This is a genomic window from Granulicella sp. L46 (assembly GCF_009765785.1).
Classification (GTDB): Bacteria; Acidobacteriota; Terriglobia; order Terriglobales; family Acidobacteriaceae; genus Granulicella.
On the sequence record NZ_LMUT01000012.1, the window covers coordinates 1,574,881 to 1,600,881 of the forward strand.

Here is a 26,001-nt window from a genome sequence, read left to right on the forward strand (position 1 = left end):
GTGAGAGGGCGATTCGCCGTTTGACGTTGCACAATGGGACGACATTTATGCTGGGGTTGGAGTCCTGATGAAAATAACCTTGCCTGTTCCACCCGTCGCTGAACGCGAACCCAAGAAGACACCGATCCACGGAACCGAATTACAGGATGATTACGCCTGGTTGCGCGAGAAGGGGGCGCCGCGTGTGACCGCTTACCTGGAAGCGGAGAACGCGTACACGGCCGCGACAATGAGCGGGACTGAAGAGTTGCAGAAGAAGCTCTATGACGAGATTCTGTCGCACATCAAAGAAGATGATGTGTCGCTTCCATATCGTGAAGGGCAGTGGGAATACCTGACGCGCACGGAGAAGGGCAAGCAGTATGCGCGGTTCTGTCGCCGACCGGCGGGGAAGCCTGAAGAAGAGGCGGTGATTCTGGACGTGAATGTGCTGGCGGAGGGACAGCCGTTTATGGATGTAGGGACGATGAGCGTCAGCCTGGACGGAAAGCTGCTGGCGTACACCACCGATAACACGGGGTTTCGGCAGTACACGCTGGCGGTGAAGAACCTGGAGACTGCGGAGCTGCTGGTGGATACGGCGGAGCGGGTTGGATCGATTGTGTGGGCCCCGGATTCGGCTACGCTATTTTATTCGACCGAGGACGAACAGACCAAGCGGAGTGATCGGGTGTTTCGGAAGTCGTTGGGGGCCGTACCCGTGGAGGTGTTCCACGAGGAGGACGAGCGGTTTAATTTGGGCGTAGGGCGGACTCGGGATCGGAAATATCTGCTGCTGGAGGCGGGAAGTCATACGACCAGCGAGACTTGGGTGATGGAGGCGACGGATCCAACCGGGGCGTTCCGCGTGGTGGCAGAGCGTGTGGACGATGAGGAGTATGACGTCGATCATCGCGAAGGTTTTTTTTACATCCGAACGAACCATGACGCGGAGCAGTTTCGGCTGGTGCGGACGCCGGTGACGGCTACCGGTCGCGCGCATTGGGTAGAGGTGCTGGCGGAGCAGAAGGAGGCGCCGCTGGAGGACGTGGACCTGTTTCGCGGATTTTTTGTGGCGAGCTATCGGGAACGCGGGCTGCCGGTGATGCGCGTGTTTTCGCTGGACGATCAGGGGCTGCCGGGAGAGCGAAAAGACATACGCTTCCCTGACCCGGCGTATGAGGCGGATGGAGATGTGAATAAGGACTTTGAGGCGACTACGTATCGGTATGCGTACCAGTCGTTAGTGCGGCCGCCCTCGGTGTTTGAGTATGACGTGCAGACGGGCACGTCCACGCTGCTCAAGGAGCATGAGGTGCCGGGTGGGTTCGATGCGGCGCTGTACGCGTCGGAGCGGTTGTGGTTTGCTGCGAAGGATGGGACCGAGGTCCCAGTTTCTCTGGTGTATCGGCGAGACAGGTTCAAGAAGAATGGAAGCGCGCCGCTGTACGTGTATGGATACGGATCATATGGGTATGCGCTTCCGCTGGGGTTCGGGCCGTCACGGCTTGCGCTGCTGGACCGCGGAGTGGTGATGGCGTATGCGCACATCCGCGGCGGTGGAGAGCTGGGCGATCCGTGGCACGATGCCGGCAAGATGATGGAGAAGCGCAATACGTTTACAGACTTCATCGAAGCTACAGAGTTTCTGCTGCGCGAGGGTTATGGGGATCCAAAGCGGGTCGCGATTGAGGGTGGAAGTGCGGGCGGGTTGCTGATGGGCGCTGTCGTGAATATGCAGCCGGACTTATTCCGCGTGGTGGTGAGCCACGTGCCGTTTGTGGACGTGATGAACACTATGCTGGACGCGACGCTGCCGCTGACTGTGGCGGAGTATGAGGAGTGGGGCAACCCGAATGAGCAGGCGGCCTTCGACTACATGCGCAGCTATTCGCCGTATGACAACCTCCATGCGGGCGCGTGTCCGGCGATGTTGGTGAAGACGAGCCTGAATGACTCGCAGGTGATGTATTGGGAGCCGGCGAAGTATGTGGCGAAGCTACGCACGTTGAAGACTGGCGATGCTCCCCTCCTGCTGCACGTGAACATGGACGCGGGACATGGCGGGGCCAGCGGCCGGTATGACTATCTGAAGGAGATCGCGTTTGACGACGCGTTTGTGCTGCGCGAGCTGGGGGTAGAGAGCACTCGCGAGGCGGTGTCGGGCTAAGTAGTTTCTGGGACGATGTCGCCTTCACCGGGGGCGAGGAAGAGGTTGGCTTCGAGGCCATGCTGACGGTCGTACAGGTCGCGGTAGCGGCCGTTGAGGTCGTAGAGGGTTTGGTGGGTTCCGCGCTCGATAATGTGGCCTTGCTCGACGACCAGGATCTGGTCGGCCCGGCGGATGGTGGAGAGGCGGTGGGCAATCACGAAGGTGGTGCGGCCCTGCATGAGGAAGTTGAGGCCGGCCTGGATGAGTGCTTCGGACTCAGAGTCAAGGGAGCTGGTGGCTTCGTCGAGGATGAGGATGCGGGGGTCGGCAAGGATGGCGCGAGCGATGGAGAGGCGCTGGCGCTGGCCGCCGGAGAGCTTAACGCCGCGCTCGCCGACGATGGTGTCATAGCCTTCCGGAAAGCGCTCGGCGAACTCGTCAACGCGGGCGATGGCGCAGGCTTTGAGGAAGTCTTCTTCGGTGGCGGAGGGGCGGGAGAATTTCACGTTCTCGCGAATCGTTCCATCGAAGAGAAACGTTTCCTGCAGCACGACGCCGAGCTGCTGGCGGTAGCTGGCCAGCCGGGCGGCGGCGAGGTCGTGGCCGTCGATGAGCACTGCGCCAGATTGCGCCGTGTGGAAGCCACAAATCAGCGAGATGATGGTGGACTTTCCGGAGCCGCTAGAGCCGACCAGAGCGGTGACGGTGCCGGGGCGGGACTCGAAGCTGATGTTGTGCAGGACGGGTTTGTCGGGAACGTACGAGAAGCCAACGTCGACGAAGCGAACATCGCCAGAGAGGGGGCCAAGCTCGATGGAGCGGGCGGGGTCAGCGTCCTCTTCGCGCTCGCCCATGATCTCGCGAGTCCGGTCAAGGCCGGCGAGGGCTTCAGTGAGTTGCGTGCCAATGGCGACGAGCTGCACGATGGGCGCGGTCATGAAGGCGAGGAACATCACATAGGAGAAGTAGCCGCCGGTGGTAAGCTTGCCGACGCCGTTGAGGTGCGCGCCCATGTACATGACGAGCGCGCCGACAATGCCGAGGATGACTGTGGAGGAGAGCGTCATGAGGGACTGCGCGGTCAGGGAGCTGATGACGTTCTGGAGGAGGCGGTCGACACCGCCGGCGAAGACTTTGGACTCACTCTCTTCTGCGTGGTAGCCCTTGACGACACGGACGCCGCCTAGTGATTCGGTGAGGCGGCCGGTAACTTCGGCGTTGATCTTGGCGCGCTCGCGGAAGATGGGGCGGATGACTTTGAAGGCACGCTGGAGGACGAGCGCGAAGGCGGTCATGATGACGAAGGCGAGCAGCGTCATGCTGACGGAAACATGCATAAGGTAGGTGAAGGCGAGGACGGCGGTGAGGACGCCGCCGACGAAGTCGACGATGCCGGTGCCGATAAGGTTGCGAACGCCTTCGACATCGTTCATGATCCGGGCGACGAGGGTGCCGGTCCGATTCTCGTCATAGAACGAGACAGAGAGTTTGCCGACATGCTGCTGCACCTCCATACGGAGCTCGGCGATGAGGCGCTGCCCGGCCTTGGAGAGTAGCTGCGTCAGGGCGTACGAGGTGATGCCCTGGATGAGAGTTGCGAGCAGGACGCCGCCGACGATCCCAGGGAGGAGGTCGTGGCGATGCTGGGTGAAGACTTTATCAATGAGCGGACGGAACGAGTATGGCAGCACCAGGGCGCTCGTTCGGTTGACGATCATCAATAGGAAGCACCCGGCGAGCAGCCAGCGGCGTGGCCGGATGAGCGCCCAGATCTCGGGCCAGATGTCTTTGAACTTCGGCTTCGGGCGCTTGGTGGTGAGGTCGGCGGCGGCGGCGCGGCCAGCTCCGCGCGAGGGGGCATCGGCTGCGCGCATGCGGGGTGTGCCACCCATATTGGACATTCCGTGGTTTGCCATTTGGCCTTATTTTACGATGCGATGGAGCTTAGACGATGCCTGTACGGCGGGCGCTGATGAAGCTACGCACACAGAGCAGAACGAAGATGAAAGAGAGGGTCGCCATCAGCAACTGCTCGTGAACTGCAGCGGGATGAGCGAGTGGCAGGTTGTCAGAGTGAGCCTTGATGAGGTCTTTGGTGGCCATGATCGCGGGAAAGATGAAGCCGAGCAGACCGACGGTGACCGCGATGTGCATGTAAAGCTTGCGCTTGCCGGCATCTTTCGAGTTTGCCAGGATGCCGAAGAGTGCGAGCGCGAGACCGAACCAGACCGGGATGAGCGAGGTGGGGTGTGTGGATCCGGTGGAGACAAAAAAGTAAATGCCGATGCCGATGAGAATGGCGCCAAAGTAGAGAGTGATCCGCGACATGATTTTCCTTTCATGGAGAAGATAGCGACTATAAGCTTCGCGGATGCGCGAAGATACGATGCGCCGGGGAGTCGAATCGATGCGGCTGGGCCGGTATTACGATGCAGATATAAGTTTAGGATGCCGCGCTGTGAACGTCCGCGAGAACTTGAGCGGGGGTCCAATCGTTGGTGGGATAAAAGGCGATGATCTTGCCATCCTTTCCGATGACGACGGTGGAGAGTGAATGCTGCAGGGTTCCATTCTCTCCAGGAGTTACGCCGACATCGAAGAACTGCTCCATGGAAGGGAGGTCGGCGACGGAGGGCGCGGCAAAATCCCAGTGCTGAAATGTTTCGTTGGTGAAGTTGCCGGTGTAGGCTCCGCCATAGCTGCGCAAAACCTTGGGCGTGTCATAGGTGGGATCAAAGCTGACGCTGAGCAGGTGCGTGTTTTTGTAGAGCGCAGGATTCGACTGCAGTGCCTTGTCAATCTCGGCAAAGTTACGACTCATGCGGGGGCAGAAATCCGCGAGGGGGCACCGAGTGTAGATGAACGTCATCACGACTACCTTGCCGCGAAACTGCTTGAGATCGATGGCGTGGTTGGACTGGTTGAGCAGCTTGAAGTTGGGAACCTCGTCGCCCTTTGCCGGGACGTGGTAGCTCACGGCTGGCTTGTAGTCGGGGCGCGCCTGGGCGATGACGACGATGTTCTTGAGGCGCAAATTGATGGGTCCAGCTGCATCGTGATCGGCAAGCAAGGTGGCGGTGATGAGGTCGCCGGGATGCAGCTCGGAGAGGGCCGATGGATCTTCGAGGTGGTAGGGCATGGTCATTGCGGGCATCAGCCCGGAGATAGCGTCGTGCTTGAGAATAACCTCGCCATTAGCCGGGTCAGTGCCGACCACGACTCCGCGCATCGGGTAGGACTGCGAGGCGGCTTTATTGATTGCGGGTGCGTTCCCTGTGCCATGACAGCCACTGATGCCAAAGGTAACGGCGGCGATCCCAACCAGCAACAGAACACGGACACGCATGATGAATCTCCTCGAGGCCAGCGTGGCTGACCCCCTCTTGATGATAACCGTGCGTCGTTACAGGTTTGGCAGACGGATGCGTGGCCGCGTGGTAGCATCTGGTTCGAAACACAGCTCTTCAAAGGGAGTCGACCGGGTGCGGCGGCTACCACGGGCGAAGGGACTGTGCGCTTGCTGCGAGTGATCTCAAAGCCCCGCGTGATGTCCGCACTCGAGCGCTGCCAGGCAAGTCTGGCGATGTTGTCGAGCGGAGATCACCGACATGACGCAGCCGACCAATTCCCTTCCCACACACCGTGATGGCGTAGCCGGGCCGTCGGTCGTTTGGTTGGCGATTGGCTTTCTGCTCGCAGGCCTGGGAACAGTGATGCTTGGGCCGCTGATGCCCACGCTGCTGCACGACTGGCGTCTTACGGATCAGCAGGGCGGCTTGCTGCTGGCGGCAAAGTTTGTCGGCTCGTTTCTGGGGGGCGTGTCGGTGCCGCGGCGTTTGCGGCTGGGCGTGCTGGGCGGGATGGTGTTTGCGTGCGCGGGGTTTGGGGCCTTTGCGCTGAGCGTCGGTTTAATGAGCGGCGCTGCGTGCCTGTTCGTCGGCGGCTTTGGCCTGGGCCAGATCATTGCGTCCACCAACATTCTGATTGGCAGGCGATACCGCGAGCATACGGGCTCGGCGCTGGCGTCGGTCAACTTCTTCTGGAGCCTGGGCGCGGTGCTGTGTGGCGTCATCGCCGCGGCTGCGCTGCCGCGCTTCCATCTGCGTGGGCCGCTGCTAACGTTTGCCGGACTATTCCTGATGACAGGGCTGGGAGGGCTTCTGAATCCCTCGCAGAAAGCGGCGGCAACGGCGGAGTCCTCAGCAGTGGCCGCTCCTCCATTGCCAATGCCGATACTCACGCGCTTCGCCCTACTGCTGTTTCTGTATGGCGGCCTTGAGACCTGCATGACAGGTTGGCTGACAACGTATACGTTGCGCTTTTCCGATGTGCGGCTGCTGGGCGGCCAGTCGGCGATTGTGCTGTTGTGGTCGGCGCTGACAGCGGGACGGGCGCTGTCGTCAGCAGCACTACGAGTAGTGCGTGAGGCGACATTGCAGAGGATTGGGTTAGCGCTTTCGGCGCTGCTGATTGCGGCACTGGTCACGACGCGGCATGGACCTCTGCTGTCGCTCTATTGCGTGCTATTGGGGCTAAGCCTGGCTCCATTTTTCCCGACAACGTTTGCTCTACTGATGAAGCGACGCCCGACCGCGCGCGAGGCGGGATTCATCCTTGCGGTGTCGGGACTGGGCGCTGCGCTGTTTCCTTGGCTGATGGGATTCGTTTCCACCGAAAGCGGCTCGCTACGGGTCGCGATGGCCGTTCCGCTCGGGCTGGCGTTGATTTTATTGATACTTAGCTTCAGGCATGACGGCTCAGATGCTGAATTGCCTAACGGATAGCATTTCCAGAAGGCGAAGTTTTGGAGAAGATTGGGTATAACGGTAGACGATGTCTTCTGCGACCCTTTCCGAGCTTCTCGACGCATTGAATCAAGGCGCGCTTCTGTTGCTGCCGAATGCGCGCGCGGCCCGTGACATGCGAGCTGCTTTCGATTCTCGACAGCGATCGCGTGGGCTACCCGCGTGGGAGCCCGCCAAGGCGCTGAGCTGGTCGCAGTGGACGAACTCGCTGTGGAGTGAGCTGATCGTCGGAGGCAAGGAAGGACGCCTCCTGCTGAATGCCGCGCAGGAGCATACCCTGTGGCGCAAGATCATTGCGGACGATGCAAGCCAACGTTCCATTGGCTCCGTGGATTCACTGGCGGACCTTGCGCAATCGGCATGGCAACTTGCAAGTGATTACGACGCTACCAGCAAGTTGCGAGAGTTCGCATCATCGCATGATAGCCGTATCTTTGCCGCATGGTCCGAGAGTTTCGCCCGACAATGTGCGGAGCGCAACTACGTTTCTGCGAGCCAACTGAATGCCGCGCTGCTGGAGCATGTGCGAGGTGGCGGGCTAGCTGCGCCGGCGTCGTTTGATCTTGTGGGCTTTGGGCAGATTATGCCGAGCCAGCAGGCATTGCTAACAGAGCTTCGGGGACGCGGAACTGCAGTTCAGCACCGAACGCTCGAGTCGACGGGGAATGAGAATCGACTGGTCGCGTCGGTGCTTGTGCCGACCGAGGCCGAGGAACGCCTGCTTGCGGCACAATGGGTTCGAGAGTTCCTTGACACGCGCCGAACGGGAGAGCCACCTGCCCGCGTTGCGGTGTTGGTTCCGAATCTTGCGGAGGAGCGAGAGCAGCTTGAGGGAGTGCTCCGCGAAGTGCTGGCCCCAGAGTTGCAATCGATCGACGCGGATCTGTCGTCCACGCCGTGGGAGTTCTCCGGTGGCGCTCCACTATCGTCACTCGCCATTGTTGTGGATGCCCTGGAGCTGGTGCGATGGACGCAGGGCCCGCTGCCGCTCGAGAGTGTGAGTTCGCTGCTGCTCTCCCCATATCTCGGACAGATTGCGACGGATCCGGGCGCTCGGGACGTGGCAGCGAGATTCGATGTGAACCGGCTGCGGCGAATGCTCCTGTTGCGGTCCGAGATGGATATCGCCGGCCTGATGGCGTTGGTTCACACCTATGAACGAGATCGCAACGGCCCAGCGATTGTTTTGTCTTGGCTGAATCGGGTTCATGAGTTCGTGAAGAAGAGCGGCGATCTCAAACGGCCGCGCGGCTTCGCTGAGTGGATGGAGTTTGTGCGCGGCGTTCTGCTGGCTGCAAACTGGCCTGGAAGTCGTGGACTCACCGCATCGGAGTTTGAGGCGACGCGCGCGTGGGAGAGTCTATTAGACCTCGTTTCGACGCTGGACTTTAGCGGACGCCGCGTTGCGTTTGCAAGCGCGTTGCAGGCACTTGAGTTGCAGGCGCAGAAGAGCGTGTTCACAGCGCCGTCGCTCGATGCGACTGTGCAGGTAATGAGCGTTGCAGAGGCGGAGGGGTCGATCTTCGATGCTGTTCTGTTCTTGCATGTCACAGACCAGAATTGGCCGGCACCGGAGAAAGTGCATCCCCTGCTTCCGTGGACGCTGCAACGAGCTTTGAAAATGCCAGGCAGTGATCCTGCTCTCGCTGTATCAAGCAGTCGCATGCTTACGGAGAACCTGTTGCGTTCGTCGAGTGAGGTGCTGTTCTGTCATGCGGCGGAGGATGACAATGGAAAATTACGGCCGTCACCGATCCTGGGCGAACTTCGTATCGAATCCATTAACTCAGCGGAGTTGAACCTCTACGCGCAACCTTTCCACCAAGTCGACAGCGAGATCGTGGCAGATGATGGCGTGCTTCCTCCGCTGCCATCATACGAGGTAGGGGGCGGAGCCTCCGTGCTCAAGCTGCAGGCGGCATGCGGGTTCCTGGCCTTTGCCGAGCTGCGCCTGCGGGCCACCGAACCCAAAATCGGCACGATGGGCCTGGACGCAGGAGAGAGCGGAAGCCTGCTGCATCGCGTTCTTCAATATTTCTGGCGCGAAACGAAGACACAAGACAGGCTCCGCTTGATGAGCTCGACGGACCGCGACGAAATCCTGATGCGCGCAATCGACTTCGCACTGCCCAGCCGGCTGCAGCTGCACGACGGATGGGACCGCGCGTATCTATGGCTGCAGAAGCATCGACTGCGCACGGTGTTGCAACAGTGGCTGGAGCAGGAGTTGCGCAGAGGGCCGTTCGCCGTTTCCGATGTTGAGCGCAAAGAGCTCGTGACGGTAGGACCACTCACACTGGAGGTGCGCGTGGACCGTGTCGACACTGTAGCGGATGGCCTCTTTTTCGTCGACTACAAGACGGGCGCAGATGTCGATCCGAAGCAGTGGTCGGGGCCGCGGCCCGATGATCCCCAGCTTCCGCTTTATACGCTGCTTGCCGAAGGCGACGAACTGAAAGGCGTGGCCTTTGCAAAGGTGCGCGCTGGACGCGATATGAAATGGCACGGGTATCAGGCGGAGGAAGGCATTCTGCCGCCCTCGCGGTCGAAGACAAATATCCGGGACCTTGCTTCGCTGGCAGAGGAGTGGCGACAAGTGCTAACGCAGCTCGCCGGAGACTTCGCAGCAGGAAAGGCGGAGGTGCATCCGAAGAGTTTCGAAATCAACTGCACTCGATGTGCGCAGCGGCTCCTCTGCCGTATTGATCCTTCATCTCTTGGAGAATTCGCCGAAGAGAACAGTGAAGAGGCGGAGGACGCTGTTGAGTAATCTACTACGCTTCCCTTCCACAACCAATGATGCGGAGGCGCGAGCGGCAGCGCTTGATACGAGGGCTTCGTGCATCGTCGAAGCGCCTGCCGGATCAGGGAAGACCGGACTTCTGGTGCAGCGCTATCTGAAGCTGCTTGGAACCGACACGGTCGAGCAGCCGGAAGAAGTGCTCGCCATCACATTTACCAACAAGGCGACCTCCGAGCTGCGCGAGCGTGTGCTGGAGCAATTGCAGCAGGCAAAGCAAGGGGCGCTCAAGCAAGACTCTTCGAGCTTTGAGCAAGAGACCTGGGGGCTGGCGAAGGCTGCCATTGAGCGCAGCGCAAAACTTGGCTGGGGATTGCTGGAGAGGCCGAGTCGATTGAACATTCGCTCGATCGACTCGGTGTGCGCTGAGATTGCGAACTCGCTGCCACTGCTATCAGGAGCAGGTGGGCCGCGACAGCCAATCGAAGACGCCGAGCCGCTGTATCGGCTGGCGGCGCGACGAACACTTCTACAGCTTGGTGGTGAAGATGCCGCCTTGCATGCGGCGCTTTGTACCGTGCTGCTGCATCGCGATGGCAACCTCGCTGACTGCGAAACGCTGCTGGCAGACATGCTGAGAACTCGTGAGCAATGGGGCGAGCTGGTGCCCCTAGCGCCCAGTGCAACCGATGATGCAGAGCTTGATCGCGAGGTGCGCGTGAAGCTCGAGCGATCGCTGGAAAGCATTGTGTGTGCTGGCCTTTCACGCGCGCTACGGGCATTGCCTGCAGATGTTCTGCAGGAACTGACGTCCCTAGCTTCGCAGCTTGGTATCGAGCCTGGAATCGATGAGAATCCCTCGCCAATTGCTCTGTGCGCAGGCAGGCACGATCCTCCAGAGGCGGTTGCTGAGCATCTGGATCATTGGGTCGCCCTGATCTGGCTGGTGTTGAAGACCGATGGAGATTGGCGCAAACGGCATTGGCGGACAGACATGAAGTTTGAGATTCCGAAGCCTGATACAGCTCGGCTTAAGGATCTGGTCCAGAGAATTCAAAGTGACGAGCTTCGCGAAGCGTTGGCCGGTGTGCTCGCACTGCCGCCGGCGAAATACCCGAACGACCAGTGGGAGGTTGCCAAGGCGCTCTTTCGGGTGTTACGGCATACGCTCGCGGAACTGCGACTGCTCTTCGCTGAGCGCGGTGAATGTGACTTCACCGAGGTTGCGCTTTCCGCGCGCGAGGCGCTTCATTCGGACGAAGGTTCCAGCGATTTCGCGCTTTCAGCCGGCGGAACGCTGCGCCACTTGCTGGTGGACGAAATGCAGGATACTTCGTCTGGTCAGTATGAGCTTCTCGATCTCCTCACGCGTTCCTGGGACGGACGCACACAGACGTTATTCCTTGTCGGCGATCCCAAGCAATCGATTTACTTGTTCCGCCAGGCGCGCGTTGAGCGCTTCCTACGCACCATGAAAGATCAGCTGCTGGGCGAGATCGAATTGGAGTCTCTGCAATTGACGTCGAACTTTCGTTCCCAGCCGGTGCTGGTTGCAAACTTCAATGCGATCTTCGATGTGCTTTTTCCCCGACCCGATGATCAGCGGCTGTTGGGAAGCGAAGGCATCGACGTCCCGTTTGTGGAAGCCGCTGCGGTGCGCGACCACACCAGCGATACTGGCGTACGCTGGCATCCGGCGGTACTCGCAAAAGGAGGTTCGCGCAGTGATCATGTAGCGCGGGAGGCTCGCAGCATTCGCCGCATCATAGAAGAGCGGCTGGCCATCCCGCTGCCATTCGGACGAAATGCACCTTCGCAACTCAAGCCGTGGCGCATCGCGGTTCTTGGGCGGGCGAAGAGCCATCTCTCGGCAGTGATTGAAGAGTTTAAGAAGGATTATGGAGATGGGCCGATCCCCTATCGCGCCATCGATCTGGATCCGTTGGATCAGCTGCCGGAAGTGCTCGACGCGTTCGCGCTCACTCGGGCATTGCTGCATCCGTCAGATCGCATAGCGTGGCTCGCGGTGCTGCATGCGCCCTGGTGCGGGCTCGGGCTGGCGGATCTTCTAGCGCTTACCGGTGAAGGCGAAGATGCCGATCAGGGCGCGACCATTGCACATCTTGTCCAAGAGCGACGGCGGTTTGTCAGCGAACAGGGGCAGCGGCTTCTTGATCGTGCGTGGCCATTGCTCGAGACAGCCGTTGAAACTCTCGGCCGCACCTCGCTTGCTACTCATGTCGAACGCACATGGCGTTCGCTGGGTGGCGACGTGGCATTATCCGCCGATCGCCGGAACAATGTGCAGCGCTACTTGCAGGTGCTGCGCGAGGTGGAGACAGGAGCGGATCGCGTCGACCTGGCCGTGCTCAAGCGCCGCCTGAACAAGCTGTATGCAGAGCCGGCGTCGGGCTCTATCGTTGACGGAAGATTGCCGGTCGAGTTGCTGACCATTCATAAGGCCAAGGGCCTCGAGTGGGACCTTGTGCTGGTGCCGGGACTGGAGCGCGGCGGAGGACAATCGCACAGTGTACTGCTCAACTGGCTGGAGTTCGATGGCACATCGGGCAGGGACGTGTCTGCGAGCGTCGTGCTGGCGCCCATCGGGCAGAAGGGCACACAGAAGGATCGGCTGAGCAGTTGGCTTACCGGCATCCGTGCGAAACGTGATGCTGCGGAGAATAAGCGCGTTTTTTACGTCGCGGCCACACGCGCGCGTGAAGAGCTACATCTCTTTGGCGCCGCAAGTCTCAGCACCAGGGGAGAACTTGTGCAGCCCCGGTACGACAGCCTGTTGCGTGCGTGCTGGCCGGCTGCGGCATCGCATTTTGAGGAGTTCCTCACCGCGGTAACCTCGCCGATCGAGCAACAATTGACCGCTTCCCTGAGCGAGGATGTTGACGAAGATTTCGCTCTGGCAGCCGCGGCGGACCTCGTCGAAGGTGAACTCGCCAAGGCGACGGTCCCGACGGTTGAAAGGCTTCCTCTCAGCTTCGATCCAACTGCACGCTTTCGCGAGGCGAAGGATCGACGGCTACCGTATCCAGCTGCATCGGCGGTGCGCCAGACAATTGCGTTTGATCGGCCGGAGGGTTCGTTTGCAGTCCGTGCATTTGGCAACGTGGTGCATCGCTATCTGCAGTCGCTGGCTGCGCGATTAGAGCGTAACGCGACGTGCGACGAGTTGCTTGAGGAACTCCCGTCGTGGGAGTCCAGGCTCGCGGCAAGCCTGCGCGGTGAGGGGCTGCCCCCGCCGCTCGTCGCGCGTGAAGCTGTCCGAGCACAACGGGCACTGGCATTGACGCTGGGCGACCCGGTGGGCCGATGGATTTTGTCGCCAGGAACCTTTGCCGCCAGCGAACAGGCGCTGAACGTGGCATCGCCTGGCGCCAGCGGGCTGCGCGTCGATCGCACGTTTCTCGCGGGTGCTCAGCCTTTGCTGCCAGGAGAAAGCCACATATGGATCGTCGACTTCAAGACGACACTTCAAGGTCCGCGCTCTGACGAAGAATTTGAAGCGATCGAAATTGCCAAGTACAAAGCACAGCTTGAGGCTTACGCTGCGCTGCGCCGTTCGCTGCCGGATGGCAACCTGCCGATCCAACTCGGACTGTTCTATCCGCTATTGCCGCGACTGCTTTACTGGCCCAGCAACGGCTCGCTTGATATCGCGGACAAGTAACAAATTACTTCTTGAGCAAATGAACAAGTGTAGCGGCGCAGCGTTCACATTGCTCTCGGCTAACGTCGGAGTGAGTGACCAGGCGAACTGCGTGCGGGCCAATCGCACTGCACAGAATGCCTTCGCTCTTCAGCGCCGCGACCAGGGCAGGCGCATCTCCGCCATTCTTCAACGTGAAGAAGACGATGTTGGTCTGCACCGACGGGAGATCAATGTCGGCGCCCTCGCAGGTCGCAATAGCATCCGCAAGCAGGCGTGCATTGGCATGATCTTCGTGCAGACGCAATGGGCCCTCCTCAAGTGCGATCAAGCCGGCCGCGGCGAGAATGCCGGCCTGGCGCATGCCGCCACCGAGCGCCTTGCGATAAATGCGCGCGCGATCGATCGATGCGCGTGAGGCGACCAGGATGGAGCCTACGGGTGCGCCGAGACCTTTGGAGAGGCAAAAGTTGACGGTGTCAAAACCGCGCGTCAGATCGGCGACGCTGATTCCGAGGGCCACGGCGGCGTTGAAGACGCGGGCTCCGTCGAGATGGGTGGGCAGACCAGCCTCTACAGCCCCCTGCCAGATCTCTTCGTAGATTGGGAGCGGCGTCACGGTGCCGCCGGCCATGTTGTGCGTGTTCTCAAGGCTGATAAGACCAGTGGCTGCGCGGTAGTATATTTTCGGCGAGATGGCTGCGCGGATCTGCGCCCAGGGGAGAACACCGCGCTCGCCGGCAATTGTGCGCGGCAAGCAGCCAGAGAACGCCGACATCATCGCCATCTCCCAGTCGAGAATATGCGAGCGAGCTTCGCAGATGACCTCTTGGCCGTGTTGCGTATGGAGGCGTATGGCGATCTGGTTGCCCATGGTTCCGGTGGGAACGAAGATGGCGGCCTCGCGACCGAAGATCTCGGCGGCGCGTGTTTCCAGGCGGTTGACGGTGGGGTCTTCGCCATACACATCATCGCCAACTTCGGCAGCAGCCATGGCCGCACGCATCGCGGGGGTGGGACGGGTAACGGTGTCGCTGCGAAGATCAATCACGTTCGATGAGACTGCCAACATTTCCTCCTGGGCGTTTAGACCGCGACACCCATCAATAGATTTGTGAATACATCATTCGAGAGCAGGCGGCCGCGAAGTGTTAGCTGCCAGCGGTCCTCCTGTTCGATCATAAGACCTTCGCGAATCAGCTCGCGTGCAGCCTCTTCGGTAGACGCAAACAGCTCGCGGGGAGACTGCTCGCGTAATCGCGATACGCTAAGGCCTTCGTTCATTCGGAGACCAAGAAAGATCGTCTCCTCAAAGGTCTCGCGTTGGAAGATGTCGATCGGAGCAGAGGGGATGGCTTCAGCGCCGTAGTACGCGAGCTCTTCGGGATTGGCGAAGCGGACAGCGCCGTGGGGACGCAGGAGCATCGAATGGGCGTCGAGACCGAACCCGATGTAAGGATCGCGTTGCCAGTATTTACGATTGTGGCGGGACCGGTGAGAAGGGGGTGCGAAGTTCGAGATCTCATACTGCGGAAAAGCGTGTTGCGGGAGCCACGCGCAGGCCATCTCATAAAACTCGGCAGAGGCTTCATCTGCGGGAACGCCATGGGCGTGAAAGCGTTGACCGCCGGCCATGACCTCGCGTCCGAGACGTGAATCCTCGTCGATCTCAAGCATGTAGACGCTGAGGTGAGTCAGGCCAATGCTGGTTGCAACATCGAGCGAGTGCTGCCAACTAGCAGATGTTTGGTAGGGGAGTCCGGCGATCAGGTCGGCGCCCACATCGGCTACACCCGCTGCCTGCAGCCGAAAGATTTCGCGGGTGCAGTCGCGCTCGGTGTGGCTTCGGCCGACTGCGGCACTCTCGCGATCGACAAACGACTGCACGCCAAGGCTGATGCGGTTCACTCCCTGATCTTGAGCTTCGGTGAGGAGGACGTCGGCGATTTGACCTGGTGCGGCTTCGAGAGTGATTTCGGCACCCGGCGTGATCTGAAAGGTTTGGCGTAGCGCGGTGAAGATGCGGCGAAGCTGCGCTGGCTCGAGCAGGCTAGGAGTTCCGCCGCCGAGGTAGAGGGTATCTACCGTAAGAGGAAGATCCGCCTGCAGATGCGCGGCGGTGATGGGGACGGCCGCAATCTCATGGCACAACTTTGTGACATAGGCTTCGATGGTACCCGGCGAGGAAACGCCAGACGCAAAGTTGCAGAAGCTGCACTTGGCGCGGCAGAAGGGTACGGAGACGTAGACGCCTAGTGCGGATGCCGGAGACGGTCGTTTCGATTCATCCAAACCCATATCTTCATTGTTTCATGCGGCGACGCTGATTCGACCGGCTGCGCGGAGGGCAATGCTTCTAAAATAGAGGGGATGGCAGACGAACAAAAGAGGACCGCTGCAGCCCAGCCCCAACCGATCAAGTCGGACGACTCTCGCAAGACCGCGGACGACGACGTTGTCGGCAAGGCGTACGACGGGCGGCTTATGCGGCGGCTGGTGCGTTATCTCGCCCCTTACAAGCTGCAAGTTGCTGTCTCGGCAGTCGCAATTGTGCTGAAGGCCGCTAGTGACGTCCTGGGGCCGTACTTCTTATTCGTTGCAGTGGACACGTACTTTGCGCCCACGCATGGGAAGCATTATTGGCTGGCGTCGAAGCTTAGCTCCAGCCCGGTTCGTGGCGTCACAGAGATTGCCATCCTGTACCTTGCCTCACTAGGACTAATCTTCGGTCTGGAATTTGTTCAGACTTACATGATGCAATGGACAGGACAGAAGATCATGTTCGATCTGCGCCGGCAGATCTTTCGGCACATTCAGCAAATGCACGTCGGGTTCTTCGATCGGAATCCGGTAGGCCGCCTGGTGACTCGCCTGACCTCGGACGTCGACGCCCTCAATGACATGTTTACGTCGGGCGTGCTGGCGATCTTTGAGGATGTCTTTGTACTGGCCTTCATCGTCGCCGTCATGGTGAAGATGAGTTGGCTGCTGGCCCTGCTCACGCTCTCGGTGATCCCACTCATCCTTTACGCGACGCATCTGTTTCGACGCCACGTGCGGGATAGCTATCGGCGACAGCGTGCTGCGACGGCGAAAATCAACTCGTTCACGCAGGAGTATGTGTCCGGCATGAGCGTGGTGCAATTGTTCAATCGCGAGCACCGGGCGTTCAATGATTTCTCGGCCGTCAACGATGAAAATAAGAGGGCGTGGTCTGACGCGATCTTCGCTTACGCGCTGTACTATCCCGTCGTCGAATTCCTAAGCTCGATTGCCATAGCGCTGGTGATCTGGCGTGGCGGCATTGCCGTGCTCCATGCAAACCCTGCGTTGGCTGCGCATGCCGGCTTCCTGCATCCGGTGGTAACGCTAGGCATTCTGATTGCGTTCATTCAATATGCGCAGCGGTTCTTTCGGCCGATCCAGGACCTCAGCGACAAGTACAACATTTTGCAGGCGGCAATGGCCGCGTCGGAGAGAATTTTCAAGCTTCTCGACATAGACACAGAGATCAAGAGCAGCGCTCATCCGGTCCAGGGTGATGGCAGTGGGCGCATCGAGTTTCGCAATGTCTGGTTCACCTATCAAATCCTTACGCCGGAACAACGCGAACGTGTGCAGACGATCAACGATGATGAGCTCGGCCGATGTAGCGATATTGAATGGATCCTGCGCGGCGTGAGTTTTACGGTTGAGCCCGACGCAACCGCTGCCATCGTCGGCCACACAGGCGCGGGCAAGACCACGATTACGGCGCTGATGATGCGGTTCTACGACGTGCAGCGCGGGGCTGTGCTGGTCGACGGCGTGGATGTTCGCGAGCAGGATCTGCGTAATCTTCGGCGGCGGTTCGGCGTGGTGTTGCAGGACCCGTTCCTGTTCTCGGGAACGATTTCACAGAATATTCGGCTGGGATCCAACTGGATTACGGAAGACGAGGTCGCGCATGCCGCCGAAGAAGTCAATGTCGCGGACTTCATTCGGACGCTGCCACAGGGTTTTGCGGAGCCGGTCCTGGAGCGGGGATCTACGCTTTCGACAGGGCAGAAGCAACTCATCAGCTTTGCGCGCGCACTGGCGCATCGGCCAGGGATCTTGATTCTTGATGAAGCGACCAGTTCGGTGGACACGGAAACGGAGTTCCGCGTGCGGCTGGCGCTGGAGCGAATGATCACGGGACGAACGTCTGTGCTGATCGCGCATCGGCTGTCCACAATTCAGCGCGCGGACACGATCCTGGTGATGCACAAGGGCAAGCTGCGCGAGCAGGGGACCCACCAGGAACTGCTGGCCATGCATGGACTCTACTTCAAGCTCTACCAGCTGCAGTATAAGGACCAGGAGTTGGACGCGGATACTGCGACGGCGATATCCGCTTAGGAGCGGCGCTTGTTTTGGTTCTCGAGCAGCGTGGTAATGACCTTTTCGACACGTCGTTCACGGGCCTCGGGTGTTTGATAGTAGAAGACGGCCATCAGTTGATGGCGGCGCTGCAACGGCGTTTGCTTCTCCCAGGCAGCGCGAGCCTTTGGGTTGCGCCGGAACGCGGAGGCGATGAGGGGTGGCAACTCGACTTCAGCTTCCATGGTGGCGAGCAGACGTTCGGCCATCTGTTCGGCGCGCTTCATGCGCGATGCATCGGTTTTGACGCTGGTGATCCACTTACCGATCTCGCGACGGGTGTACTCGGTGAGCGAGTCGTACCAAGGGCGAAGGCCAGGTTCGTCGTCAAGCAGGACAGCGAGCTCATCGGGAAGCTCGGCAGCGCGGGCGTCGAGATCGGGTTCGAGCCGGAAGTCGGCGGTATCGCCCAGGTGGGCGGCGGCGGCCTTCTGCATCGTGCGATTGACTAGCAGATAAAAGCCGCTGCGAGGGTCCGGAAATAGCGAGGTACGGAAGGCGAAGCCATTGATTTCGCCGCGAACTCGCAGGCGAATCATCTTCGGCCAGACCTCGGCGGGATCAAACGGGACGCGCGCAATGATCCAGCCGAGAGCGAGGCTTCCCTGCTCGAGGGGTGCGCGAAAGGTTCGGACCCGATTTGCCATGATGCGACCTCCGATGACCACATCCTAAATGCGGAGATAGACTTGGTACATCGGTACGAAGCCCAACCCGCGAATTTTCATCTCCGCCGGCGAGGCGTCGGGTGACGCGTACGGCGCGGTGCTGATCGCCGCCATGCGCGAACGACTGCCTCAGGCCAGCTTCACAGGTCTCGGCGGCAGCCAGATGGAGGCGGCAGGGCAGCTGCGCGTCGTCAAGGCCGAGGACGTTGCCGTCATGGGACTGACCGAAATCCTGCGCCATATCCCTCACATATACGCGAGCTATCGCAGGTTGGTTGGCAGCATTCGGCGCGATCGCCCAGACATTGCCGTGCTGATTGATTTTCCGGATGTAAATTTTCGACTGGCCAAACATCTGCGGCGAGCAGGCGTTCCGGTGGTTTGGTTTGTGAGCCCGCAACTATGGGCATGGAAACGCCGCCGCCTGCGCTGGGTACAGCAGCGCGTCGACAAGATGCTGGTGATCTTTCCATTCGAAGAAATTTTCTATCGGCAACGCGGCGTGGATGCGGAGTTCGTTGGGCATCCGCTGTCGGGGAGCGCGGTCATGACCATGTCGCGCATGGATTATGCTGAGCAGTTTCGCCTCGATCCGGAGAAGACGTGGATTGCGCTGCTGCCGGGGAGTCGATGGAAGGAGATCCGCGCTAATTTACCAGCGCTGCATGAGCTCGCGATGAGTGATCTAATCAGCAGTTCCGCGGCATATACCACGTTTGATGGCGACACGACGCGGCAGCCGAGCAATCCGGCGGCGCATACGCGATACGAGTTTCTCCTGCCGGTGGCGTCGACGATCAATACCGTGGCGCTGCAAAAATATATTGGGGAGTTGAATGCGGAGCACCTGAAGTATTTTGGACCGGAGGCATCCACGCTGCGGCTGACGCTAGTACCTAATGCAGCCGAGGCTTTGTTTCATGCACGCGCGTCGGTGGTTGCGAGCGGCACGGCAACGGTGTTGGCAGCGATTGTGGGCAATCCCTTCGTAGTGGTGTATCGCGTTTCGGCGTTAACGTTTGCGCTGGCCAAGAAATTGGTGGAGTATCCGGAAGAGCTCAACGCAAAACCGGACCTCCACGGAAATTTACCGGTGTCGATGGTAAATTTGATTGCCCAACAACGATTGATCCCCGAACTGCTGCAGGGAGACTTTACGGCTGCGAACGTTGCATCGGCGCTTACGCCCCTGTTGATTGATGGGCCAGAGCGGGAGCGTCAGATTTGCGGGCTGAGCGAGGTGCGGCGGAGGTTGGTTCCCGAGGAGGGAGCAGAAGAAACTGCGAATGCGTCGCCGATTGCACGGGTGGCGGACGCGGTGGTTCGTTTGCTATCGACGGTGCACCATGCGTAGCTTGAAGTCTGCCAGGACGATGACGTGCCTGTTGGCTGTGGCTTTGGCGTTTGCGCCCGGAACCGTGACGAACGCGCGGGCGATAGTTCCGCTGCGACCGCAGATTGATGTGACGGGATACGTGATCCACGTTGATCTTAGTCCCGCGACGGGAAGATTGAGTGCAACGGCTGCGGTTACGTTTACCGCGCTAGAGGATCTGGATGCCGCCGTATTTGGGTTGAACAACGCGTTGCAGGTGGAAAGCGTACGCGATGGTGTGGGTACGAATCTGACATGCGTGCGCGATGCTTCGGACTCGACGGTGAGCGTGACGCCCGCGATCGTCGTGAGCAAGGGCAGCAGCGCGACCTGGATCTTCACCTATGCCGGCGTGCCAACGCTCGCAACAAGTCCTGCACATGGGATTAATTTTGCGCAAGTGCACGGCCCAGTGAGTGCGCTGCTGTACCCGGGGCGATGGTTCCCTATCGCGATGCCAGGGCAGTTCACAGATCGTTTCACGGCGGAGATTCATGTAACGGTCCCGTCGGACGAGATCGTAGTAGGCAGCGGCGGGGTTCCCAGCGGCGGCCACGACCTTGGCGGGGGACGAACCCAGTTCGACTTCAACTGGAACAAGCCGGGATTGCCAGGAAGTTTAATTGTGGGAAAGTTTCTGCCGGCCATCAGTGCACCGGGAGCGGCGAATGTTCGTGTGTATTTGACACAGGAGAACCAGACCCGGGGCGAAGGGTTTGCGACGACAGTTGCGCAGGCGTTCGCGTCGATGAGCGGTGAGTTTGGTGACGCGGAGACAGATCGGCTGGACGTGGTGGAGCTGCCAGAGGATTCCGTCTCAGCCGCCTGGGCGCCAGGAGTGATTGCGATCAAGCCGAGCCATAGCAGCGCGCGTTTGCTGGCAAACACCGTGGCGCATCAGTGGTGGGGATCGCAGGTGTCGCCCGCGACGCTGGGTGACGCGTGGATTACGAATGGCATGAGCCGCTACGCGGAGCTAATGTATGTGCAGGAAACCAGCGGCAATGCGGCATTCGAGAGTGCTATCGCGGACGTGGAGGCGGGTGCGCTGGCGTACGATACCGAACCGCTGACGTCGCTGGGACGCGTCGATCCTTTCTCGCCGCAGTTCCAGTCGATGACCTTAGAGAAGGGCGCAATGGTGTTTCACATGTTGCGCTGGGAGATGGGGGATGCGGTCTTCCAGCAGTTTTTGCAGGCACTGGTGAAGCAGTATGCGGATAAGGGCGTGAGTACAAGCGATTTGAAGATGCTGGCCGAGAATATTTCAAGGTTGCCGCTGACGGCATTCTTTTCGCAGTGGCTGGATGGTACGGGAGCGCCCGAATACACCGACAGCTACAGCGTCTTTCGGCTCGGAGGTGATAAAGGATTTCGCACGGTGGGGTCGGTGTCTCAGGATCTGGATCTGTTTTCAATGCCGGTGGGGCTACGCATCGAGACCGAGGGCAAGACGGTGGATCGGCGAGTGGATGTGGCAGGAAACGCGGCGCAATACTCGATTGAGACTTTTGGCCGGCCGACCAAGATCATCGTGGATCCGGACAACTGGCTGCTGAAGAGTACACCGGCGCTTACAGTACGGACCAACATTCTGCTTGGCCAGCAGGCGCTGGCGCAGGGCGATCAAAACGGCGCGATTGCCGCCTACCAGAAGGCATTGGCGGTGGATCGCGGAAGCTCGCTGGCAAACTACCGGCTGGCGGAAGTTTATATGACACAGCAAAACTATCAGGCGGCCGCCAATAGCTTTCGTGATTGCCTCCGCGGCAACAACGATCCGAAGTGGACGGAAGTCTGGAGCCACGTGAGCCTGGGAAAGATCTACGACATCGCTGGCCAGCGCGAGCGTGCCGTCAATGAATACCGTCTAGCGATTCAGACGAAGGACAACACGCAGGGCGCCGTCAATGAGGCACGCGCGCTGATTGAAAAGGCATACAAGCCTGAGCCACTCAGCGCCCACTAGGGTGTGTGCCTGAAGTGAAACAACTCAACCTACTTGGCGGAGACCGCCGTAATGACAGATTCGTAGCTGGGTTCGGCGTGGCGAATGTGATCGGCGATGCGTTCGCGTTCCTCAGGGGTCAGCGCGGGAAGCACTGACAGGATGCGGCGCAGGGTGACCGAGATGTCATCAACGTAATTCATGGTGCGAATAGCTTCACCGGAAAGTGGCACGGAAGTCTCCTCGTTTTTACTAGTTTACCCGGTTGCGGTTGAACAAGAAATTAGCTTGCAGAAAGATCGCTTTGGCTCAGGTTTGTGAACCCTCGCGAACCCGCAGCGAAGCTTCGTCGGTTGGTCCACCTGCAGCTAGCCCCTCTGTGGGCGCCTGGTAGCCGTCACGGTCTGTCATCTCCATGATCGCAGCCATCTGCGCGGCCAGATCGGGTTGCAGCGCATCCAGGCTGAATCGCCAGGTCCAATTCCCTACCGCGGCTGCCGGACGGTTCATGCGTGCTTCGCTGCCGAGATGCAGGAGATCCTGCAACGGGAAGATGCAGATGGTGGCGACCGAGCCTGCTGCTGCCTTGATCATCGCCCAGACGATGTCGTTGTCGTTCTCGATGCGATGGAGGTATGTTTGAACATTAGCGCGTTCGGACTTTGTGGCATCGTCGCGCCACCAGCCAAGGGTAGTGTTGTTGTCATGCGTGCCCGTGTAAACAACCGTGTTCGGAACGTAACGGTGGGGCAGATAGAGATGGCCCCCACGATCCGCGAATCCGAACTGCAGGATCCGCATGCCAGGCATGCCGAAATACTCGCGGAGCTCGTCGACCTCCTTGGTGATCAAGCCAAGATCCTCGGCGATAAATGGCAATTCCCCAAAGATCTCCTTGAGGCGGTTGAACAGCGCGTGGCCCGGCGCCTTGATCCACTGGCCATTCACTGCCGTCAGCTCTTCGGCAGGAATGGACCAGTAGGCCTCAAAACCGCGGAAGTGATCAAGTCGCACCTCGTCGTACAGCGTGAGCGCGCGCCGAATGCGGGCGACCCACCAGTCGAAGCCGTTTTCCTGCAACAGCGACCACTTATAAAGCGGATTGCCCCAGCGTTGCCCGCTTGCCGAGAAGTAATCGGGTGGCACGCCAGAGACACGGATGGGATGGCGGCTCTCGTCGAGCTCGAAGATCTCGGGATGTGTCCACACGTCCGCGCTGTCGTAGCTGACGAAGATCGCGACATCCCCAAGGATGAGGATATTACGCTCTGCGCAGTGTGCTCGCAGGGCAGCCCACTGCTCGTTGAAGAAGAACTGCACGACCTGCTCGATAGCGAGTTCGCGACCGCTATCGGTCATCAGGCGCGTCATCGCATCGGGTTGGCGGCCAGCATACTCCGGCGGCCACTCATTCCAGCTCAGGTAGTTGAAGCGCCGACGAAGGACGTTGTAGATCGCATAATCCGTAAGCCAGGAGAGGTTGTCCTGGGAGAAGCGTTGGAAGCGCAGACGGTCTTCTTGTGAAGCGCGATCGAGGAAGTTTGCCGCAGCCTCTTCGATCAGCGGAATCTTCTTTGCGAAGGCCGTGCCAAAGTCGCAGGGACCCTGATGTCCTGGCAATCCGCCCGCGACGCTTTCCAGACGGTCCGCTCCCAGCCACCCATCGCGCACCAGAAACTCCAGGCTGATGAGCAGCGGATTGCCAGCAAATGCTGACAGCGCCGAGTAGGGCGAGCTGCCATAGCCGGTTGGACTAAGCGGCAATACCTGCCAGAGACGCTGCTTGGCTGCGGCCAGGAAGTCAACGAAACCATAAGCCGCCGGCCCGAAGTCTCCCACTCCGCCAAACGACGGCAACGAGGTGACATGCAGCAGCACGCCGGAGATGCGCTCAGCGTTCATCTTCCACCCTTCCAGGTACCACAGCAATTCCCCGCGGCGATTGGCCCTGCTGCGTACGATGTCCAATCGCACGGCTCGGGATGCCGGCAAAAACAACAGTAACCGACTCTTGCGCAAGACTGCCGCGCAAGAGTCGGTTAGACGAGGGTGAACTGGGGTTCAAATTAGTTGCCGAGCGGAGATTGCGCCGGCTTTTTGCTGTAGATGATGGCTCCCGCCTTCTCGTACCGATTCATCAGCGAGTCAACGAAGATGCTGAAGGCTTCCTGGCGCTGTTGATTGAGCAGGGCCTGCTTGGTCTCATCGAAGTGCTGTGCGATGTCGGCTGCGCTGGGCTCCTGTTTATCAGTGAGTTGGAGGACTGCTCCGTTGACGCCTTCATTAATCGGCCCGGAGATTCCGCCAACCGGCATCGTAAACACCACGGAGGCTGCACCGGTGAGCGAGCCAATATCGGTGATCTGTGCATCGCGCCCAACCAGGTCGCTGGACTTGACGGTGAGATTCATCTGGGCCGCCGCCTTGTGCAGGTCGCCCAATTTCTTGGCCAAATCGGAGAGCTTGATGAGTTGCGCATTCAGCAGCTCAGGCGTTTTTTGCGAACGGTAATTATCGAGAATATGGGACTTGTAGCTCGCAAAATCCGGAGCGTGAGCGACCTTGATGTCCTGCACCTGGAAGATCGCATAACCCTCGCCGCTGGAGGCGCTCTGCGGAGCGGCACCCTTGGGAGCGTTGAATGCCGCGGCCAGTAGGCCACTGGAATCGGCCAGACTAGGGATGATCGCGTCTTTGGCGACGTAGTCAGTCGTGATGACGTGCAGATTGTGAGCGGCAGCCGTCTTGTCCAGACCGTTCTTCTGCGCCTCAGCAGTGAGCTGTGTCGCGTAGTTCTGTGCTGCGGCAGCCGACTTCTGACTCTGCAGCTGCTCAATGATCGAGGCCTTGACCTCTGCAAACGGCTTCACTTCCGCCACCTGCTTCGATTCCGTCTGGATGATGTGGTAGCCGAAGGAAGAGCGGACCAGTCCAGAGGTCTGGCCCGGATTGAGCGCCATCGCCGCCTGCGCGTAAGCGGGGTCGAGGGAGCTGGTCGCGATCATAGGCAACTCGCCACCCTGATCCTTGCTGCCCGGATCGTCGGAGTTCTTCTTTGCCAGGTCAGCGAAGTTTCCGCCTGCCTTTACCTGTTTCAGAATGTCTTCCGCCTTGGCCTTAGCTGCCGCGTCCGTTTTAGCATCGGCGCCCTTCGGGACGGTGATCAGAATGTGACGTGTCTTCACCTGTTCGGGCGTCTTGTATTGATCAAGATGCGATTGGTAGTAAGCCTGCGCATCCGCATCGCTGACCGCCGGAGCTCCGCCGGGAAGATTCGAGGTCTCAAAGCTGAAAAACTCGATCTTGCGGGTCTCGGGAATGGCGTTCGCATAGAGCCTGGCATTGCCCTTGAAGAAGGCCTGCAGATCGGCATCCGAGGGATTGATGCTGGCCTTGATATCCGACCCTGAGATGACAGCGTAGTCAAACTTCACCTTGGTTCCAGTCTGCAGATACTGGGCGCGAACAGCGCTGTCTGCTACGCTGACGCCGCCGGTGACCAGAGCCTGCAGCCGCTGCAGCTCGATGTCCGACTTTACCTCGGTCTCAAACTGCGCCACCGGCAGACGGAAGGCCGACTCAACAAAGTTGACGTACTGATCCTGGCCTATGAATGTGCCACCGGGAAACAGATATTGGGAGTAAGGACCGTGCTGGAGAAAGCTCCGCAGATCGTCGTCGGAGACCTGCAGTCCGAGACGGTCGGCTTCATGCTTCAGGACGGCGCGCTCCACCTGGACCTGTCCGGCGCGCTGCATGATGAATTGCAGATAAAACTCGGGCAGTTGCTGCTGCTGCATCTGTTGCTCGGCAGCACGCTGCACCTCGACGGTCTTGATGGAGGTCGTCTCCCCGGCGATGCGGCCGATCACCCCCGGGGTGTGCACGGTTGCGAAGACGCTGGCATCGTTGGCGGCGCCGTTATCGAAGATGCCGGGTACAAGGGTGATGACCATTGTGACGATGGCGGCGCCGATAATGACCGCAAAAATAATCTTGGTAATACGGCTGTCTTGCTGCAGAATGCGGATCATGCTTGGCTAACGACCTTCACTTCAGGCGGATCTCCGACGGAGACCTCGCTGCCCGGGATTTTTGCGCACGGCTGGGGCACCATCTCATGCGAGACGCACCACTCCTGCTCGCAGGGGCTCATGGCAAAGTATAAATCAGGCGCAGGTGCTCGGCAGGATTGGTTTAGCCCGAAGATCGGTCAGCGCTCAAAGCAAAGAGGCTGCGAAACCCCCCGCAGCCTCTTCGCTTAGTTCAAAA

Annotated in this window: 16 protein-coding genes; 7 read left to right on the forward strand and 9 right to left on the reverse strand. The window is 59.8% G+C overall.

Annotated features, from left to right (window positions below; translation table 11 throughout):
- The first annotated feature begins 67 nt into the window (after window positions 1–67).
- A complete protein-coding gene (locus GSQ80_RS16065; protein WP_158788567.1) occupies window positions 68–2,149 on the forward strand; it encodes a S9 family peptidase in 2,082 nt (693 codons plus the stop codon).
- Here the strand turns inward: GSQ80_RS16065 and GSQ80_RS16070 are convergent.
- From GSQ80_RS16070 to GSQ80_RS16080, 3 genes are all read right to left on the reverse strand, one after another.
- Window positions 2,146–4,047, reverse strand: a complete 1,902-nt coding sequence (locus GSQ80_RS16070; RefSeq protein WP_158788568.1) for an ABC transporter ATP-binding protein — start codon at window positions 4,045–4,047, stop codon at window positions 2,146–2,148. The genes GSQ80_RS16065 and GSQ80_RS16070 overlap by 4 nt on opposite strands.
- A gap of 28 nt (window positions 4,048–4,075) precedes the next feature.
- A complete protein-coding gene (locus GSQ80_RS16075) occupies window positions 4,076–4,459 on the reverse strand; it encodes a hypothetical protein (RefSeq protein ID WP_158788569.1) in 384 nt (127 codons plus the stop codon).
- A gap of 115 nt (window positions 4,460–4,574) precedes the next feature.
- Complete coding sequence (locus tag GSQ80_RS16080; protein ID WP_158788570.1) at window positions 4,575–5,477, reverse strand: SCO family protein; 903 nt, start codon at window positions 5,475–5,477, stop codon at window positions 4,575–4,577.
- A gap of 262 nt (window positions 5,478–5,739) precedes the next feature.
- On the opposite strand from GSQ80_RS16080, the gene GSQ80_RS16085 reads away from it, so the two are divergent.
- The 3 genes from GSQ80_RS16085 to GSQ80_RS16095 are packed head-to-tail and all read left to right on the forward strand — an operon-like array spanning window position 5,740 to window position 13,358.
- On the forward strand, window positions 5,740–6,915 hold the full coding sequence (locus GSQ80_RS16085; RefSeq protein WP_254059680.1) for a sugar MFS transporter: 1,176 nt from the start codon (window positions 5,740–5,742) through the stop codon (window positions 6,913–6,915).
- A gap of 49 nt (window positions 6,916–6,964) precedes the next feature.
- On the forward strand, window positions 6,965–9,706 hold the full coding sequence (locus GSQ80_RS16090; protein WP_158788571.1) for a PD-(D/E)XK nuclease family protein: 2,742 nt from the start codon (window positions 6,965–6,967) through the stop codon (window positions 9,704–9,706).
- On the forward strand, window positions 9,699–13,358 hold the full coding sequence (locus tag GSQ80_RS16095) for an exodeoxyribonuclease V subunit beta (RefSeq protein WP_158788572.1): 3,660 nt from the start codon (window positions 9,699–9,701) through the stop codon (window positions 13,356–13,358). The genes GSQ80_RS16090 and GSQ80_RS16095 overlap by 8 nt, the downstream gene beginning before the upstream one ends.
- 4 nt (window positions 13,359–13,362) lie before the next feature.
- On the opposite strand, the gene ltaE is transcribed toward GSQ80_RS16095, so the two are convergent.
- Complete coding sequence (gene ltaE, locus GSQ80_RS16100; RefSeq protein ID WP_158788573.1) at window positions 13,363–14,409, reverse strand: low-specificity L-threonine aldolase; 1,047 nt, start codon at window positions 14,407–14,409, stop codon at window positions 13,363–13,365.
- A gap of 14 nt (window positions 14,410–14,423) precedes the next feature.
- On the reverse strand, window positions 14,424–15,629 hold the full coding sequence (hemW, locus tag GSQ80_RS16105) for a radical SAM family heme chaperone HemW (RefSeq protein ID WP_254059681.1): 1,206 nt from the start codon (window positions 15,627–15,629) through the stop codon (window positions 14,424–14,426).
- Window positions 15,630–15,707: 78 nt separating this feature from the next.
- Between hemW and GSQ80_RS16110 the strand changes: the two genes are divergently transcribed.
- Window positions 15,708–17,717 (forward strand): ABC transporter ATP-binding protein, encoded by a 2,010-nt coding sequence (locus GSQ80_RS16110; protein WP_158788575.1) that lies wholly within the window; start codon window positions 15,708–15,710, stop codon window positions 17,715–17,717.
- On the opposite strand, the gene GSQ80_RS16115 is transcribed toward GSQ80_RS16110, so the two are convergent.
- Window positions 17,714–18,385, reverse strand: coding sequence for a YdeI/OmpD-associated family protein (locus GSQ80_RS16115; RefSeq protein ID WP_254059682.1), 672 nt, complete (start codon window positions 18,383–18,385; stop codon window positions 17,714–17,716). The genes GSQ80_RS16110 and GSQ80_RS16115 overlap by 4 nt on opposite strands.
- Window positions 18,386–18,464: 79 nt before the next feature.
- Between GSQ80_RS16115 and GSQ80_RS16120 the strand changes: the two genes are divergently transcribed.
- Both GSQ80_RS16120 and GSQ80_RS16125 read left to right on the forward strand, forming a co-directional pair.
- Window positions 18,465–19,760: a lipid-A-disaccharide synthase gene (locus GSQ80_RS16120; protein WP_256369906.1), complete on the forward strand. Its 1,296-nt coding sequence runs from the start codon at window positions 18,465–18,467 to the stop codon at window positions 19,758–19,760.
- A gap of 37 nt (window positions 19,761–19,797) precedes the next feature.
- Entirely contained in the window at window positions 19,798–21,750 is a 1,953-nt protein-coding gene (locus GSQ80_RS16125) for a M1 family aminopeptidase (protein WP_254059709.1), read from the forward strand.
- A 29-nt stretch (window positions 21,751–21,779) separates the two neighbouring features.
- On the opposite strand, the gene GSQ80_RS16130 is transcribed toward GSQ80_RS16125, so the two are convergent.
- From GSQ80_RS16130 to GSQ80_RS16140, 3 genes are all read right to left on the reverse strand, one after another.
- The gene (locus GSQ80_RS16130) at window positions 21,780–21,962 is read right to left on the reverse strand and encodes a hypothetical protein (RefSeq protein ID WP_158788577.1); all 183 of its coding nucleotides are present in this window, start codon (window positions 21,960–21,962) and stop codon (window positions 21,780–21,782) included.
- Between the two features lie 76 nt (window positions 21,963–22,038).
- Entirely contained in the window at window positions 22,039–23,631 is a 1,593-nt protein-coding gene (malQ, locus tag GSQ80_RS16135) for a 4-alpha-glucanotransferase (protein ID WP_158788578.1), read from the reverse strand.
- A 164-nt stretch (window positions 23,632–23,795) separates the two neighbouring features.
- Window positions 23,796–25,763 carry a peptidyl-prolyl cis-trans isomerase gene (locus GSQ80_RS16140; protein WP_158788579.1) on the reverse strand — a complete coding sequence of 656 codons (1,968 nt, stop codon included), beginning with the start codon at window positions 25,761–25,763 and terminating at the stop codon, window positions 23,796–23,798.
- Window positions 25,764–26,001 lie beyond the last annotated feature (238 nt).